The organism is Mycobacterium rhizamassiliense (assembly GCF_900157375.1).
Classification (GTDB): domain Bacteria; phylum Actinomycetota; class Actinomycetes; order Mycobacteriales; family Mycobacteriaceae; genus Mycobacterium; species Mycobacterium rhizamassiliense.
The window spans coordinates 1,461,792-1,477,167 of sequence record NZ_LT721901.1; the positions used below are offsets into that span (position 1 = coordinate 1,461,792).

General features: G+C 68.8%; 17 protein-coding genes and 1 pseudogene. 9 read left to right on the forward strand and 9 right to left on the reverse strand.

From position 1 onward, the window contains the following. Positions 1–12: 12 nt before the first annotated feature. Entirely contained in the window at positions 13–1,254 is a 1,242-nt protein-coding gene (locus MRAB57_RS07180; RefSeq protein WP_157900562.1) for an MFS transporter, read from the forward strand. Beyond that, positions 1,254–2,471, forward strand: coding sequence for a GNAT family N-acetyltransferase (locus MRAB57_RS07185; protein ID WP_077086962.1), 1,218 nt, complete (start codon positions 1,254–1,256; stop codon positions 2,469–2,471). Before MRAB57_RS07180 ends, MRAB57_RS07185 begins: the two co-directional genes overlap by 1 nt. Here the strand turns inward: MRAB57_RS07185 and MRAB57_RS29085 are convergent. Then, positions 2,468–2,920, reverse strand: a complete 453-nt coding sequence (locus tag MRAB57_RS29085) for an alpha/beta fold hydrolase (protein ID WP_108638064.1) — start codon at positions 2,918–2,920, stop codon at positions 2,468–2,470. The two genes, MRAB57_RS07185 and MRAB57_RS29085, sit on opposite strands and share 4 nt — an antisense overlap. Here MRAB57_RS29085 and MRAB57_RS07195 point away from each other — a divergent pair. Then, a complete protein-coding gene (locus tag MRAB57_RS07195; RefSeq protein ID WP_425436717.1) occupies positions 2,850–3,800 on the forward strand; it encodes a 2-hydroxyacid dehydrogenase in 951 nt (316 codons plus the stop codon). The two genes, MRAB57_RS29085 and MRAB57_RS07195, sit on opposite strands and share 71 nt — an antisense overlap. 13 nt (positions 3,801–3,813) lie before the next feature. On the opposite strand, the gene MRAB57_RS07200 is transcribed toward MRAB57_RS07195, so the two are convergent. Next, complete coding sequence (locus tag MRAB57_RS07200; RefSeq protein WP_077086963.1) at positions 3,814–4,617, reverse strand: adenylate/guanylate cyclase domain-containing protein; 804 nt, start codon at positions 4,615–4,617, stop codon at positions 3,814–3,816. A 55-nt stretch (positions 4,618–4,672) separates the two neighbouring features. Next, positions 4,673–5,662: an alpha/beta fold hydrolase gene (locus MRAB57_RS07205; RefSeq protein ID WP_077086964.1), complete on the reverse strand. Its 990-nt coding sequence runs from the start codon at positions 5,660–5,662 to the stop codon at positions 4,673–4,675. Positions 5,663–5,753: 91 nt separating this feature from the next. On the opposite strand from MRAB57_RS07205, the gene MRAB57_RS07210 reads away from it, so the two are divergent. Then, positions 5,754–6,371, forward strand: coding sequence for a DUF998 domain-containing protein (locus MRAB57_RS07210; RefSeq protein WP_077086965.1), 618 nt, complete (start codon positions 5,754–5,756; stop codon positions 6,369–6,371). Here the strand turns inward: MRAB57_RS07210 and MRAB57_RS07215 are convergent, their stop codons facing one another. The 3 genes from MRAB57_RS07215 to MRAB57_RS07225 all read right to left on the reverse strand — a co-directional run bounded on the left by MRAB57_RS07215 (position 6,372) and on the right by MRAB57_RS07225 (position 8,901). Continuing rightward, a complete protein-coding gene (locus MRAB57_RS07215) occupies positions 6,372–7,073 on the reverse strand; it encodes an ABC transporter permease (protein WP_077090444.1) in 702 nt (233 codons plus the stop codon). A gap of 71 nt (positions 7,074–7,144) precedes the next feature. Next, on the reverse strand, positions 7,145–8,110 hold the full coding sequence (locus MRAB57_RS07220; RefSeq protein ID WP_077090443.1) for an aliphatic sulfonate ABC transporter substrate-binding protein: 966 nt from the start codon (positions 8,108–8,110) through the stop codon (positions 7,145–7,147). Beyond that, entirely contained in the window at positions 8,107–8,901 is a 795-nt protein-coding gene (locus tag MRAB57_RS07225) for an ABC transporter ATP-binding protein (protein WP_083743594.1), read from the reverse strand. The genes MRAB57_RS07220 and MRAB57_RS07225 overlap by 4 nt, the downstream gene beginning before the upstream one ends. A 248-nt stretch (positions 8,902–9,149) precedes the next feature. On the opposite strand from MRAB57_RS07225, the gene MRAB57_RS07230 reads away from it, so the two are divergent. Together MRAB57_RS07230 and MRAB57_RS07235 are read left to right on the forward strand one after the other, a co-directional pair. Beyond that, positions 9,150–9,545, forward strand: a complete 396-nt coding sequence (locus tag MRAB57_RS07230; RefSeq protein WP_077086967.1) for a SecDF P1 head subdomain-containing protein — start codon at positions 9,150–9,152, stop codon at positions 9,543–9,545. A 113-nt stretch (positions 9,546–9,658) separates the two neighbouring features. After that, the gene (locus tag MRAB57_RS07235; RefSeq protein WP_083743321.1) at positions 9,659–10,900 is read left to right on the forward strand and encodes an MFS transporter; all 1,242 of its coding nucleotides are present in this window, start codon (positions 9,659–9,661) and stop codon (positions 10,898–10,900) included. Between the two features lie 11 nt (positions 10,901–10,911). Here the strand turns inward: MRAB57_RS07235 and MRAB57_RS07240 are convergent, their stop codons facing one another. After that, the gene (locus tag MRAB57_RS07240; protein ID WP_077086968.1) at positions 10,912–11,793 is read right to left on the reverse strand and encodes an SAM-dependent methyltransferase; all 882 of its coding nucleotides are present in this window, start codon (positions 11,791–11,793) and stop codon (positions 10,912–10,914) included. 156 nt (positions 11,794–11,949) lie between these two features. Next, positions 11,950–12,669: an NUDIX hydrolase gene (locus MRAB57_RS07245; protein ID WP_077086969.1), complete on the reverse strand. Its 720-nt coding sequence runs from the start codon at positions 12,667–12,669 to the stop codon at positions 11,950–11,952. A gap of 113 nt (positions 12,670–12,782) precedes the next feature. Here MRAB57_RS07245 and MRAB57_RS07250 point away from each other — a divergent pair, with 113 nt between their 5' ends. Together MRAB57_RS07250 and MRAB57_RS07255 are read left to right on the forward strand one after the other, a co-directional pair. Further along, positions 12,783–13,358 (forward strand): hemerythrin domain-containing protein, encoded by a 576-nt coding sequence (locus tag MRAB57_RS07250; RefSeq protein WP_077086970.1) that lies wholly within the window; start codon positions 12,783–12,785, stop codon positions 13,356–13,358. Positions 13,359–13,427: 69 nt separating this feature from the next. Continuing rightward, entirely contained in the window at positions 13,428–14,327 is a 900-nt protein-coding gene (locus tag MRAB57_RS07255) for a class I SAM-dependent methyltransferase (protein ID WP_077086971.1), read from the forward strand. On the opposite strand, the gene MRAB57_RS07260 is transcribed toward MRAB57_RS07255, so the two are convergent. Then, positions 14,324–15,175 (reverse strand): TIGR03854 family LLM class F420-dependent oxidoreductase, encoded by an 852-nt coding sequence (locus MRAB57_RS07260; RefSeq protein ID WP_077086972.1) that lies wholly within the window; start codon positions 15,173–15,175, stop codon positions 14,324–14,326. The genes MRAB57_RS07255 and MRAB57_RS07260 overlap by 4 nt on opposite strands. Before the next feature lie 32 nt (positions 15,176–15,207). Between MRAB57_RS07260 and MRAB57_RS29580 the strand changes: the two are divergent. Next, positions 15,208–15,363 (forward strand): annotated as a pseudogene (locus MRAB57_RS29580) (nuclear transport factor 2 family protein); the annotation flags it as partial. Positions 15,364–15,376 lie beyond the last annotated feature (13 nt).

Genomic DNA, 15,376 nt, shown 5'->3' on the forward strand with positions numbered 1-15,376 from the left:
ATGGCGCGCGCGGTGTCAACCAGAGTCGGGCTGTATTTCGGTCTGCTGCAACTCGTCTTCGGGTTGACGTGGGTCGGCTACGTTATCTACCTGCCGCAACTCGCGGCGCAGGCCGGGATCGACCGCGGCATGGTCGGATGGCTTCTGGTACTCGACCAACTGGTCTTCGCCCTGTGCGACTGGGCCACCGGCGTCGCCGTCGACCGGGTGGCCAGGGTGGTCGGCCGGGTGGGCAGGGTCGTCGTCGGGGTGACAGCGGTATCCGCGCTGGCGTTCCTGTTGCTGCCCTTCGTCACGCGATTCGGCGCCGGCATATTCGTGTCGTTGATCGTCGTGTGGGCACTCACCTCCTCGGCCCTGCGCGCGCCGCCGCTGGCGCTGCTCGGCCGCTACACGCCGGCCGGTCGGCAACCCTGGGTGGGATCGCTGTTCGTCGTCGGCGCGGGCCTGGCCACCGCGTCGACGCCATTCCTTGCCGGACGGATCACGGCCGACGACCCGCGCATACTCTTTGGCGCGGCAGCGCTTTCCGTTCTAGCGGTGACCGCGACGGTCATCTGGGCGGAGAAGACGCTCGAGCGCGCCGCCCCGCCCGAGAAAGATCCGCCCAGCGCAGCTCGACCTGTGACTCTTCTGGTGTTCCTCGCCGCGGTTTTGCTGCTGCAGATCGGATTTCAGGCACATTCCGCGATCAATACCCAGGCGCTCTTCGCTAAATATGCACGGCCAGAACAACTTCCCTTTCTGTTGTCGTTGTTCTGGTTCGGGTTCACGCTGCTGATGCCGCTGGCATCCCTCTTGGTGAAGCGTCTTGGTGGCCTCGTCACCGCGCTGCTGGGAGGTTTGGTGGGCGCCGGGTCGGCCTGGGTCGCTGCGGAGGCCACCAACGTGGTCGCGCTTGGCATCGCGCAGTTCATCTGCGGAGGCGCCTGGGGCGCCGTGATGGTCAGTGCTGTTGCGGCCGCGTTCGTGATCGGCCGCAACGGGAGTGAAGGCACCGCCGTCGGCGGCTTCTTCGCCGTCGTGGCCCTGGCAACGATGGCGCGGATCGCGCTGGTGACCGCACACGTCGACAAGGTGCCCGCAGTGGCGTCCGCCTTGCCGTGGCTGCCAACCGTCGCATGGCTGTCAGGCGCGTTGCTGCTGCTGCCGGTCATGTTCGGGATGACACAGCCGAATCGGCGAGTAGCTGCTAGGACCGCACCCGGTCAGCCGCCCGTAGCGTCGCCGGGCGGACGAGCCATGATGACCTGATGACCGCCGAGCTCCGCGTCCTCGAGACCGAGGACGACCTCATCGCCGCGCTCAACGTGTTCCGCACCGCGATGGTGGGCTTTCCACCGCTACCCGATCTGCCGCCCGGGCAGATCACCGCGCTGCTCGATCCCGGCCGTACCGTCGGGGCATTCGTCGACGGGCAACTGGTCGGCACCACCGACGCCGTGACAAGCACACTGACCCTGCCCGGCGGGGCGACGGTCGGCCATGCCGCCGTCACGCACATCGGGGTGCTGCCGTCGTTCACCCGCAGAGGCATCGCCACCGAGCTGGTCCGTGATCAGCTGCGCGACATCGCCGCGCGCGGGGAGGCCGTCGCCTCGCTGCGGGCATCGGAGGCGACGATCTACGAGCGGTACGGCTACGGAGTGGCGAGTTCGGCGCAGACCGTGGAGGTGCAGACCGCCCGGGCCGCACTGCGTCCCGGCGTCGCTACCGGCGCCCCGGTGCGCCTGCTCGCCGCCGCCGAGGTCTGGGACATCTTGCCCGGCATCTACGACGCCAATCGCCCGTCCCGGGCGGGAACCATCGACCGGCCCGCGCCCTGGTGGCAGGGCGTCCGGATGCGCACCGAAGCCGCCTCGGGCGCTTGGTATGTCGCGGTCTACGGCGAACCGGGATCCGAGTCGGGATTCGTCCGCTACCGCCCCACCGACACCGGGAAGTGGTTCCTCAGCGATCAGCGAACGATCGTCGTGGAAGACTTCTTCGCGCCGACCGTCGACGCCCATGTCGGGCTGCTGCGGTTCCTGTTCGAGCTGGATCTGGTTGACCGCGTGACGTTTTGGATGCTTCCAATGGACAGCCCGCTGCCCTGGTTGCTTGTCGATCGGCGGGCGATGAAGGTGACCGCGGTGCACGACGAAACCTGGCTGCGCGTCGTCGACGTCCGGGCGGCGCTGGCGGCCCGCAGCTACCTGGGTGCCGAACCCGTGACCATCGCCGTCAATGATCCGCTGCTGCTGGACAATTCGGCCACGTACGCCGTCGCGGCCGGCGGGGTCGAGGTGACCGGGGGGCGCGGCCGGCTGCGCATCGGGATCGCGGGGCTCGGCGCGGTGCTACTCGGCGGCGTCACCTGGCGCAACCTCGTGGCGGCCGGGCTGGCCGCTGCCGAGGACCCCGCGGCCGTCGATGCGGCCGATCGGCTGTTCGCGGTGTCCGAGGCGCCGTACGCGGGGACCTTCTTCTAACGGCGTGCGCGCACCGCGTCCGCAACGGCTTGTGGCGCTTCGGATTGCGGGTAATGGCCGAGCCCGTCGAGCGCCGTCACCTCGGCGTGCGGCAGGACCGCAGCGGCCCGCTCGAGGACGTGGCGCCCTGACACCGGATCGTCGAGTCCCCACACCAGGCGCAGGGGCCCGTCCCAGGCGGCCAGCGCCTTCTCCCACCGGCGGTGGGCCCCTGCCCGCGGCGCCGGAACGCGATCCGGTGGCCCCGGCGGCTGATCAGGGTCTCGCACTCGTCGATCCATGCCCGCGCACCGGGAACGTCCATGAGCTGATTGTCCCGCACAACGCCGAGCGGTTCGGGGCCAGATGGAGGATGATCCGAGCGTGACGGTCGAGAAGATGCCCCACGTGCTGCGGATCGGCCGGTTGGAACCGACCCTCGAAGAGGAACTGATCGCGCGGTACGAGATAGCGGAACTCCCCGACGGTCCCGCGCGCGCCGGGTTCCTGGCCGAGCGCGCGGCCGACTTCCGGGTGGTGTTGACCTCGGGTGTGTCCGTCGTCGACGCGGATACCATTGCGGCGCTGCCCAACCTGGAGGCGATCGTCAACTACGGGGCCGGGGTCGATTCGATCGACCTGGAGGCGGCGCGGCATCGCGGCATCGCGGTAAGTAACACTCCGGATGTGCTGTCGGACAGCGTTGCCGATACCGCGCTGGGTCTGATCCTGATGACACTGCGGCGGTTCGGGGCGGCCGATCGCTACGTGCGGGAGGGCCGCTGGGCAACCGAGGGCCGGTTCTCCTACGGCCGGGACATCAGCGGCCTGCAGGTCGGCATCTTGGGCCTGGGCCGCATCGGTTCGGCGATCGCCACCCGGCTGCTCGGATTCGATTGCGCCATCGCCTATCACAACCGTCACCAGATCGACGGCTCGCCGTATCGTTATGCGGCGTCACCGCTGGAGCTGGCCGAGTCGGTCGATGTCCTGGTCGTAGCCACCACGGGCGACCCGAAGGCCCGCCATCTCGTCGACCGCACCGTCCTCGAGGCGCTGGGGCCCGAGGGCTATCTGATCAACATCGCCCGCGGCAGCGTCGTGGACGAGGACGCGCTGGTGGAGTTGCTCGAAGGTGGCGGCCTGGCCGGGGCTGGGCTCGACGTGTTCGCCGACGAGCCCAATGTGCCTGTTGCACTGCGGAATCTGGAAAGCGTCGTGCTGTTCCCGCACATCGGCAGCGCCACGGCCCGGACCCGCCGCGCAATGGCATTGCTCTCGATCCAGAACCTGGAGAGTTATTTGGGCACAGGCGAACTGGTGACCCCCGTGCTGCGTCCGCGTCACTGACGGCGGTACCGCCTCACTGCGGCAGCTTGACCGCGTACAGGTTGTGGCTGCCCTGAAGACCTTTGAGTTCGACTTCGATCGGCGCGCTGAGTTCGATATCCGGCAGCGCATCGATCGCGTCGCGGACCGATTCGCTGACCAGGATCTCACCACCGTCGGCCTGTCCGGTGATCCGCGCCGCCATGGCGACATTGCGCCCGAACAGATCGTCGCCGCGCCGGACCGACGTGCCCATGTGGATGCCGATCCGGACGCGCACGCCCTCCTCGGTGTCATCGGGTAGATCCCGCTGCACGTCGATGCCGCACCGCACGGCCTGTTCGGCATCGGCGAACGCGATCATGAAGCCGTCGCCCTGGTTCTTCACCACGCGGCCGCCGCGCTGCTCGACGTTGCGGCGGATGAGCCTGTTGTGCCGGTCCAGCAGCTTGACCCAGCCGCGATCGCCCAGGGCCTCGTTGCGGGCGGTGGAATCCTCGATGTCGGAGAAGGCGATCACGACATCGCCGTTGGCGGTCATTCTGGCGAGATCGGGCCGTTCCACCTGCGCCCAGCCCGCGAGATCCTCGACCGAGTTGCGCACCGTGGCGCCAAGGCCTTTGGTGATCAGCGAGTCGGCCGTCTTGAAAGCCGTGCGGATCGCGAAGGGCGCGAGTCCCGGGCGCGTGCGACGCCTGGTCTTTGGCCTGCGGCTGCGTTCGAGTTCGGCTCTGGCCCCCCGCAATTGCCGGCGCGACAAGATCAGCACCACGCCCAGCGCGATGATCCCGCCGAACTCGGCGAGTGCGAGCACCGACAGGAACACGGTGATGTTCATCGCCGGTTCCCCAGGCCCCCAATTACTCCCATCGGCCGAGTATGACTGGACCGCGTCAACGACTCGGAACAGCCCTGGCGTTCACCAGGCCGACGGTGGCCACCACCAGGTCCGGCTGGTGGATCTGGACGAAGTGATCGCTGCCCGTCGCGAGGATGCGCGGCGTCTGCGGCCGCAGCGCGACGAGTGCCGAAGCGCCCGCCGCCCAGGCCCGTTCCAAGTTGGCGCCCTGCTCGGGCGTGACGGTCGGGGGAATCAGGAAGGGCTCGGTCCTGGCCAGCACGGCGATGGGGATCGGCGGAAAGGCGGCGGTACCGACCTGCCCGACGCTCTTGTCGATGTCGATCTCCTCGAACCACGGCGAGTCCGCGAACTGCGGCGGTGGTCCATCGAGCTGCCGCCGATAGACGGGCCAGTCGGGTCCCAGGGTGGCCGGTATCTCGGCCGCGAAGGCGTCGACGAACACCACACCGCACACCTGGTCGGGGTAGGTCTCGGCGTACAACCGGGCGAACAGCCCGCCCAGCGAGTGCCCGACCAGGAGGTAGGGACCCCGCAGTCGTGCGGCGGCAAGCAACGCGTGCAGATCGCCGACGACGTCGGTCGCGGTGCGTGGCATCGCGACCGGGGAACTGCGGTCGCTGATGGTCGCCGGGTCGGACGCGCGCAAAGTGCCCGGGCGGTCATAGGCGCAGACGCGATGGGTGGCGGCCAGAGCGGGCAGCACGGCTGGACCTACCGCCGGCGGGGCGGTGTCGAGTTGGCTCCATGGATCCGCCGAATTGTGATAGCCCGATTCCAAAATGACGGTCGGGCTGCCCTTTCCGCGACATTCGAGATAAAGGTGCCGCCCGTTGCCGATCTCGATCGGCCCGCTGAAGTCGCCGGTGGCGCCTGTTGCCGGTGCGGGACGGCCGCCGACCGTGCACGCACCGCAACCCAGCACCGCCAGCAGCACCGCGGTGATCGACAGCGATCGGCGGATTACCTGCGCAAACGCCGACGGATAAGCCGCGAAATTCGCGACTTTCCGCGCTGTTTGCATTCGGTCATTGTGCGGGCCAGTGGAGGGACTACCTAATCGCGCGCGCCCCGTGTCGCGAATCGCCGCGCGGGCAGCGCCTAAAATCGCGGCAATGGCCGACTACGCCGAAAGGTCAGACACCTTGGCCAAATGTGGGGCAGCGCTCTGGATCGTGGCGGCCGTCGGATACCTGATCCTGGAGGCATGCGCCGCGGCGGGTTTCGTTCCCACCTACAGCTACACGCGCAACTACATCAGCGATCTCGGGGTGAACTCTCCGCGGGCCTACGTGATGCATGCGGCGTTCTACTTGCAGGGGATCCTGTTCCTGCTCGGCGCACTGCTCATCGTGGGTGTCCCCGACAACCGCCGGGCCCGAATCTTTTTGGCGCTGGTCGCCGCGAACGCACTGGGCAACATGGTGATAGGAACGGTGCACGCCGGGCCGGCGCATCGCGTGGGTGCTGCGCTGGCGATCGTCGGTGGCAACCTCGCCATCGCGACGGGGTCCGCGGTCGTGGTATCGGTGGGCGCGCGCGACTGGTATCGCCGCGCGTCCATACTGGTCGCGGCGCTCGGCCTGCTGTGCCTGCTCATGCTGCTGGTCAACTCGACGACCGCGACGGCCAACCTGCTGCCCGACGGTGCGTGGGAGCGCGGCAGCGTCTACTCAATTACCTTGTGGCAGTTGACTACCGGTGCCTACCTCCTGCGGAGTCGACGCCGTTGACTAGCGACGCCGGCGCACCATCCGGTCCTCCACCGCACCCAACAGCGCGTCGCTGAGCTTGCCCAGCGCGGCCAGTAACACGATCGCCAGCAGCATCACGTCGGTGCGGCCGCTGTTTTGGCTGTCGATCAGCAGGAAGCCAAGGCCCTTCGACGACGCGATCAGCTCGGCCGCCACCACGAACAGCCAGGCGTTGGCAAGTCCTAATCGCAGCCCGTTCACCAACGCCGGAGCCGCGGCGGGCAGCATCACCGTCGTCAACAGCGAGGCGCCGTGCCGCCCATAGGCCCGGCCCACCTCCAGTAGCTGCGAGTCGACATGGGAGAGCGCCGATGCCGTCGTCGTGTACACGGGGAAGAACGCGCCGATGGCGACCATGAGGATCTTCGGTGTCTCGTCGATGCCAAACCACAAGAGCAGCAACGGGACCCACGCCAGCGAGGGCACGGTGCGGAAGGCGGCGACGGTCGGGGCAAGCAACCTGCGCCCGATGACCGACAGCCCGATGAGTGAACCCAGCGCGAGCGCCACCGCCGCGCCGGCCAGGTAACCGACCAGAACGCGCGCGCCGCTCGCCTTCAGGTGCGTCCACAGCTCGCCGTGCCGAAGCAGTCCGCCCAGCGCGGAAACGACGTCGGCGGGCGGCGGCAGCTGGCTGGGGGAGAAATACCCGGTGACCGCCGTGGCGAGCTGCCAGGCCACCAGCAGCAGCAGCGGGACGATCAACCCGGCCAGCACCACCGGCCACTTCGACAGTGGCCCAGGCGGTTTCGTCAGTGCGCCTGCTGGGCGTACTTCGGCTCGATCAGCGTGTTCAGTGCGTTGCGGCCGGCATCGTCGGATTTGATGTCGCCGTCCGCCACCGCCAGCGGCTCGACCCTGGTCAGCACCGCGCTCAGCCAATCCCCCGGAACCGGGCTGGTGTCCACTGACATCCGCGTCAGCTCCTCCTGGGCCACGCTCAACGGTACCTTCGCCTGCGAGGCCAGCAATGCCGCCAGCTCCGCCGGGTGCGTCTTTGCCCACTTCCGGGCCTCCTCATAGGTGTTGACCACCAACTGGACCGTATCCGGATGGGCGGCGATGAAATCCTCGCGGGCGTTCAAGACGCCGCCGGAATTGAAGTCCGGGTTGCGGTAGATGATGCGGGAGCCCGCTTGCTGAATCGTCTCCGCCATGAACGGGTCCAGCCCGGACCACGCGTCGACGTCGCCGCGCTCCAGCGCGGTTTTGCCGTCGGCATGCTGGAGGTTGACGATTTCGATGTCGCTGGCCGAAAGACCGGCCGTGGCAAGCGATTGCAGCAGGAAGAAATACGGGTCGGTGCCCTTGGTGACGGCGACCTTCTTGCCCTTCAGGTCGGCGACGGAGTTGATGGGTGAGTTCTTGGCGACCACCAGCGCCGTCCACTCCCCCCTGGCGTACACGTCGACGACCTTGATCGGCGTGCCGTTCGCCCGCGCCAGCAACGCGGGCGAGCCGCCGGTGGAGCCGAGGTCCAGGGCCTTCGACCGCAGTCCCTCGTTGGCCTTGTTGCTGCCCTGCGAGAGCACCCAGGTGACGTTGTAGCCCTGCTTTTCGAGCAGGTGTTGGTCGCGGATCACCAGGCTCAGTGGGTTGTAGTAGGCGTAGTCCAGGTGAATGTCCTTCGACGCCGTGGTGCCGCCGCTCGAACCGCAGCCGGACACCGCGACCAGGGTGGCGATCACCGAAACCACCGTCAGATAACGGCCTTTCACCATACTTTCGTTTCCTCCTTGACGGCGGTCCGCAGGCCGTGACTGCTGCGTCGGGGGACGCCGAGTTCGTCCAACAGTTGCTCGCGCAGCGCGGCGATGCGGGTGTCGCCGCGATCGCGTGGCTTGGGAATCGCGACGTCGTATGTCGCGGCGATGCGGGCGCCGCCCGTGGCTGCCCCTTCTGCGGCGCGCAGGATCAGCACCCGGTCGGCGAGGATCGCCGCCTCGTCGACGTCGTGTGTCACCAGCACCGTGGTGGTGCCGGCCTCCTGCTGCACCTCGTCGAGCAGGTCCTGCATCCGCAGCCGGGTCAATGCGTCCAGCGCCGCGAGTGGCTCGTCGAGCAGCAGCACGCGCGGGCGGCGGGCCAGGGCACGGGCCAGACCCGCGCGCTGCGCCATGCCGCCGGACACCTGTCGGGGGTAATGCCCGCCGAAGTTGCCCAACCCGACGACATCGAGCCAATGCTTCACTGCGCCAATGCCTTTCGATCGGACCGTGCCTGCCGGCAGCCCGTACTCGACGTTGGCGGCCAGCGTTCGCCAGGGCAGCAGGCGCGGCTCCTGGAAGACCACGGCACACCGCGGATCGACGCCCTGGACGCCCTCACCGTCGATCTCGATCCACCCGTCGCTCGGCCGGTCGAGGCCGGCGATGAGCCGCAGCAGTGTGGACTTGCCGCTGCCCGACGCTCCGAGCAGCGCCACCACCTCGCCGGGCTCGATGTCGACGTCGACCTGGTGCAGCACGGCGTGTGCGCCGAACGTGCGGTTGATGCCCCGCAGCGTCACGCGCGCCGGGGCCGGATTGGTCGAGACCACCCGCGCAGCCTAGAAACCGCGTTCACCGTCTGCCAGGTTTGCCGTGATCGTGATTCAAACCCCCGTAAACTGGTCTGGCGATGCGTCCAATCTTTGTCGGCACGGGGACCGTCATTGCCACGGCTCTGGCATTGACGGCGTGCCAAGCACATACGACCGGCGGTACACCCACGCCGCAGCCGCCGACACACACCCTGCATCCGATTTCGGTGCGCCAGGTGAACAAATCCGCCCCCGCCCCGGCCGGCGACTACGAATGCCAGCAGCCGGCGTCCGCGCCCGCGCCGGGCGCCGGGCTGGTCGCGTGTGACCCTTCCCATAGCCGGGCGTACACGCTCGGGCCGGAGGTCGCGATCCTGCATCCCACGCACGCCGAGTCGCACCAGAACGTCGCGGGTTACGGCGTGCTGGTCGCCCTCGACCAACCCTCGCAGGCGGCGTTCAGCAGCTATACGTCCGCCCACGTCGGCGCCCAGACGGCCTTCGTCCTGGACGGGGCGGTCATCGGGGCGCCGGAGATCCGCACGCCCGTGGACTCGTCTCAACTCGAGATCACCACCGCGGGCGAGACCGCCCAGCAGGCGGACGCGATCGTCGCGTCGCTGGGCCACTGACCGCACGAGTTCCGTTCGCCAACAGCGCTTTGCCGTTGACAACGCTGCTTTGCATTCGCAATCGGCAGGAATACCGGCCCCGGCGCCTTTGGTTGGATCGAGGTTGGCGGCGCATGACGAGATCAGGGGAGGAAGCGGTGGCCTCGGTGGCGGACGGACAGCGGGCGGCACTGCCGAGCGCCGAGCCTCGGGGTCGCTGTACCGCAACCAACGTCCTGTTTGCCGGGCTGCTGGCCGTGCTGCTGGCGACGGGCTGGGCCGCCAACCATTTCGCCGGGCTCATCCCGGCGATCAGCGACCAGCAGCACCTCGGCAGGGGCACGCTCGACGCGATCTTCGGCATCTACGCGGTGGGGCTGCTGCCGGGCCTGCTCATCGGCGGTCGCGCCTCGGATGTGGTGGGGCGCCAATCGGTGGCCTGGGTCGGGTCGGTCGCGACGCTGCTGGCCACGGTCGCGATGCTCGCCTCGCAGCATTCCGGGGCCTTGCTCATCGGCCGGCTGGTCCTGGGAGTCGGTGTGGGCCTGGTGATCAGTTCGTGCACCGCGTGGGCCTCGGACCTGAGGGGGACCGCGGGTGCGGCCGTCGCCGGGGCGGTGCTGACCGCCGGCTTCGCAGTCGGCCCGTTCGCCTCCGGGGTGATCGCCTCGGCCGGCGCAGCCGGGGTGTGGGTCTCGTTCCTGATCGCCGCCGTCCTCCTCGTGGTGGCAACCGCCGTCACCGTCCTGGCCGCACAGCGCGCCATCGGAGCGGAGCCGACGACGGCGGCCGATTCCGGCCGGCCGGCGGGCCAGGGCACCTGGCGGGCATTGAGCTGGGCGCTGCCGTTGGCGCCGTGGGTTTTCGCCTCGGCGACGCTCGCGTTCGTGACGATCCCCACCCGCATGCACACCGGCCTGGCGGCACCGCTGGCGGCGGGGACGGCGGCACTGATCGCCAACGGTGTCAGCGGGATCAGTCAGCTGATCGCCCGGGCACGTCGTTGGGGTCCGCAGGCCGGCACGGTGGGGGCGCTGCTTGCCGCGCTCGGCTACGCGGTGACCGCGGCGGTCCCCTCGCCCATCTCGTTGGGCCTGGGCGTGGCGCTGCTGGTGGTCCTCGGCTGCGCATCCGGACTACTGCTGCGCGAGGGCCTGATCGACCTGGAAGCCGCAGCGCCGCAACACCTCCGCGGCGCGCTCACCGGAGCGTTCTACACGGTGAGCTATCTCGGCTTCGGCTTGCCGATGTTGTTGAGCGTGATCGGGTCGGCCCGCATTTCGGCGATCATCCTGACGGTGATGGCGGTGCTGGCGACCGCCGCGGCGCTCGGCCGGGCCGCGCGGCTACGACGAGATAGCCACCGCCAGAACTGATCCGCAGCGGTTCAGTGGGTGCGCGTGGCGGTGAAGAACTTGGCGCGCATCAGCCGATCGAAAGCGGGCGGCAGCCCCTCCAGCGGGCGGCCGTAGTCGTTCGCGGCCTTGGCTACCAGGTCGACACCGGTGACGCTCCAACCCCGTTGGCCCAGCCAGTCTTTGGTGTCGACCCGCGGATCGTCGTACCACAGCTCGGCGATCGGAGGCTGCGTGCTGAGCTGGTCGATCGTGGGAAAGCTGTCGGCCCACTCTTTCAGTTCGCCCGGGTCGGGCCCCAGCTCGGCGGCGATGTGACTACCGATCGCCGACAACTCGTGCAACTTCTCGAACAGCGCATCCTGGGCCGCTCCAGGCAGATACGGCAGCAGGCCCTCCAGCGCCCACGCCGTCGGTTGCCCGGGATCGAAGCCCGCCGCACTCAGCGCGGCCGCCCAGTCCTCCCGCAGGTCGACGGCGATGGCAACCCGCCCCGTAGTCGGCACGGCACCCCGCTGTTCGAGAACCCGGTGCTTGAACTCGATCACGCGGGGCTGGTCGACCTCGAAAACCGTGGAACCGGCCGGCCACGCCAATCGGTAAGCGCGGCAATCCAACCCCGCCGCCAAGATGACCGCTTGCGGTGCCCCGGCGTCGGTGAAGAAGTCGTCGAAAAACCGGGTCCGCACGCCCACCCACTGGGCGTTGAACGCCGCCGCGCTGGAGAGGTCCGTGTTGGTCACTGCCGCAGCGAGATTCGGTTCACCAGCGGCCGCCACGAAACCGGCGGCGAATTCGTCGTTGGCCAGCGGTGGATCCAGCGCCGCATCGAGTGCGCGCGCCGCACAGACAGCCAGGGCCGTGTACCCCACGCTCGTCACGATGTCCCAGTCATCACCGGCACTACGGGCCACAACTGCCTCCCACAATCCTCGTTCGCGCTACCAACACCACGTCTGGCCGTTGCCACCCTACCCGCGTCGTTCGGATCCCGCTGTGCCGACGGAATATCAGCCGGCATGACATCGCATACCGAAGTGCGACTTTGCTTTTCGTCTCGTCGGTCCCCGCTACTTCCACGCGAAGACCGGTTGCTCCAGCTCGTCGACCGGGTCGCTGCGCCCTTCCAGGCCCAGCCAGCGCAGCTGCAGCAGGACCGCCCCGGTCGGAGCGTGGATGAGGTCGTTGCCCAGCGGGATCTGCACGACCGGTCGCGGGCTCTCCGGGATGGTGATGAACCGCGGCGAATCGTCGCGTTGCAGCTGGTGCAGGCCCACCCGGTACACGGCCACGACCTCGTCCGGGGCGGGCCGCACATCGAGCCGTCCGCCGCCCCAGATCACCACCGGCGTGATGACGTAGCCGGATCGCGTCGGGTAGTCGTCGAGCAGGCCCAGCACCGTCGATTCGGGCAGCGCGACGCCGACCTCCTCGCGCAGCTCGCGCAGCGCCGCATCGACCGCGGTTTCGCCCGGATCGAGACGACCGCCGGGGAACGCCCACTGCGCCGCATGCGAACTCAATCGAGATGCCCTGCGGCACAACAGGAATGCGGCACCACCGGAGACGCCGACCATGCGGCAGTCCAGGCCGGGTGCCGCCATCGGCCGACCGGCGTTCCAGTCGTCCACCGACACCGGATCGACCCGGTCCTCCCCGATCTCCGAATCGACCAGCACGACCGCGACGGCGGCATGCCGTTTGGTCGGGTCGGTCGCGGCCCGACGCTGGTGGCCCGCGACATTGCGCCGTACCCGCTCGCGCAGCGACTCGTCATAGGGGATAGTCACCGCCCGAGCCTATGCCGGGCCGCACAACCGGCACCGCGGCAGGTTGACTGCGTCAACCGTCGTCGGACACCATGGCCAAAAGGCTCGGCGGTGTGGGAAGGCGGGAAATCGGGATGGCGGAGATCACCATGTTGATCCTCGACGACCACGAGTGGTTCCGCGGACAGTTCGCCAAGCTCGACGAGCTGCAGGCACAGTCGCCCGTCAACCACAACGCGCTCGAGCGGGTGTGGCGTCCGCTCGCCGACAAGCTCGACGTGCACGCCTACATCGAGGAGAAGATCTTCTACCCGCAGCTGCTGCAGCGGGGCACCGACGATCCCGAAGGCGAGACGCTGGACGCCATCGGCGATCACAACGACATTCGCGACGGCGTCCGCGACGCCAACGCGGCCGGCGTCGGCACCGAGCAGTGGTGGGCGGCGGTCGGGCGCACCCGGGTCGCCAACGACGATCACATGGGTGAGGAAGAGCGCGAAGGACTCTCGGACTTCCGCCGCAACGCGCCGCTCGGCCTGCGCGAAGCGCTCGGCCGGCAATACCGCGAATTCATGGACCAGCACCCCACCACGAAGGGCCTGCCGATCGTGGACCGCGACCCGCAGCGCTACATCGAAGAGGTCGAGGGTGCGCCCCCAGCGGACCGCGGCGACTTCTCCCTTCGCATCGGCAGCCTGAAAGGCCAATGAGCCGTACAGTGGGCGTATCACTTAAATTGACTAAGTAACGCATGCCCGCGTAGAGAAGGATTTGGTGGAATGACCCGTTCCGAGAATGACACCTGGGATCTGGCGTCCAGCGTCGGCGCGACCGCGACGGCGGTCGCCACGCAGCGCGCGATGGCGTCCCAGGGCCCGGAGCCGCTGTTGGACGACCCCTGGGCCGATCCACTGGTCCGCGCGGTGGGCTCGGAAACCTTCATCAAGCTGCTGGACGGCGAGCGCGGCCACAACGGCGATCCGGTGCTCAGCCGCGAGCCGGTTCGCCAGCAGATCACCGTGCGCACCCGCTACTTCGACGACTTCTTCCTGGGCGCGACCGAGTCCGGCATCCGCCAGGCCGTGATCGTGGCGTCGGGCCTGGACACCCGCGCCTACCGGCTGCGATGGCCGGCCGCAACGGTGGTCTACGAGATCGACCAACCCGAGGTCATCGAGTTCAAGACGCGCACGCTGGCCGACCTCGGCGCCGAGCCCGGCGCGCAACGGCGCACGGTCGCGATCGACCTGCGCGACGACTGGCCGGCGGCGCTGACCGCGGCCGGATTCGACACCGCGCAGCCCACCGCCTGGAGCGCCGAGGGCCTGCTGGTCTACCTGCCGCCCGACGCGCAGGATCGCTTGCTGGACAACATCACCGCCCTGTCCGCGCCCGGCAGCCGGATCGCGACCGAGCACATGGATATGCGCAACATTCCGTCGGACTGGGCGGAAAAGCTGACCCAGCGCGCCAAGCGGGCCGGCTCCAACATCGACCTGGCCTCGCTGTTCTTCACCGGTGAACGCAACAGCGCAGCCGAGTACCTCGCCGCACACGGCTGGCGGGTCGACATCCGGACCACCGAACAGGCCTTCGGCGCCAACGGCTTTCAGGTGCCCAACGACGAGCTGGCCTCGTTCGGCGGCGACTCCGGCTACCTGACAGCGACGCTCGCCTAGTTCTGCCGGCCGACGAGTTCGGCGACGAACCGATCGATGAAGTCGGCCACCGGTCCGTCGCCGGTGGGCCGGATGACGAATTTTGTGAGCCCCGCATCCAGGTAGGCGTCGAGCTGCCGATGCAGCCGATCCCAGCCGGCGGCGACGAGCTCGCCGGGGTCGATGTCGGGACGGCGGCGGTGCACCGCCGAGGCCAGCTCGGCCGGTAGCTCGCCGTCGGTGACGGCCAGAGAAATGCCGAAGTGATCCGTCTCGATTTGCCTGCCGGCCCGCTCCGCGGCCCGCTCGATCGCCTCACGCGCGAGCCGCGCCTCGTCCGGAGTGAGGAAGCTGCCCAACCAGCCGTCGGCCAGCGCACCGATGCGCCGATACGCCGCCTGTGACGAGCCGCCCACCCAAATATCAAGCGGCGGGGATGGTTTCGGTGCAATGGCGTAGCCCGCCGACTCTTCGCTCAGCGCGACGCGCAGCACCCGCAACGATTCGTCGAACACCGCGGCTCGTTGCCCGTCCGGTACTACGAACAGCTCGCGCTCGGCCGGGATCGCCGACCGCAACCCGAAGACCGGCAGCACGCGCTTGGGCGCCAGCGCCGCCAACGACGCCAATTGCTTGGCCACCAACACCGGATGGCGCCCCGGCAGCACGGCGACCGACGTGCCCACCTTCAGCCGCGTCGTCCGCGCGAGCGCGTAGGCCATGCCGACCATCGGATCCACCGCCGGCGTGTACACCAGTTCGGAGAACCACAGCGAGTCCACCCCGCTGGCTTCCAGCTGATCGACGATGCCGGCGAGCTGATCGGGGGCGCTGTCCGCGCCCAGACCGACCCCGAAGCGAATCTTCACCCGCGCCTCCCTTCGCCCTACTATCCAGAGCCATGACCGACAGCGACGTTGTGGCCATCACTCAACTGGTGAACCTCTACGGCCTGGCGGTCGATTCCCAGCGCTGGCAACTGTTCGACCGGATCTTCGCCACCGACGTCGACGCCGACTACGGGCCGACGTCGCACTGGACCGATCGCGACCAGTTCAAGGCGGATTTCG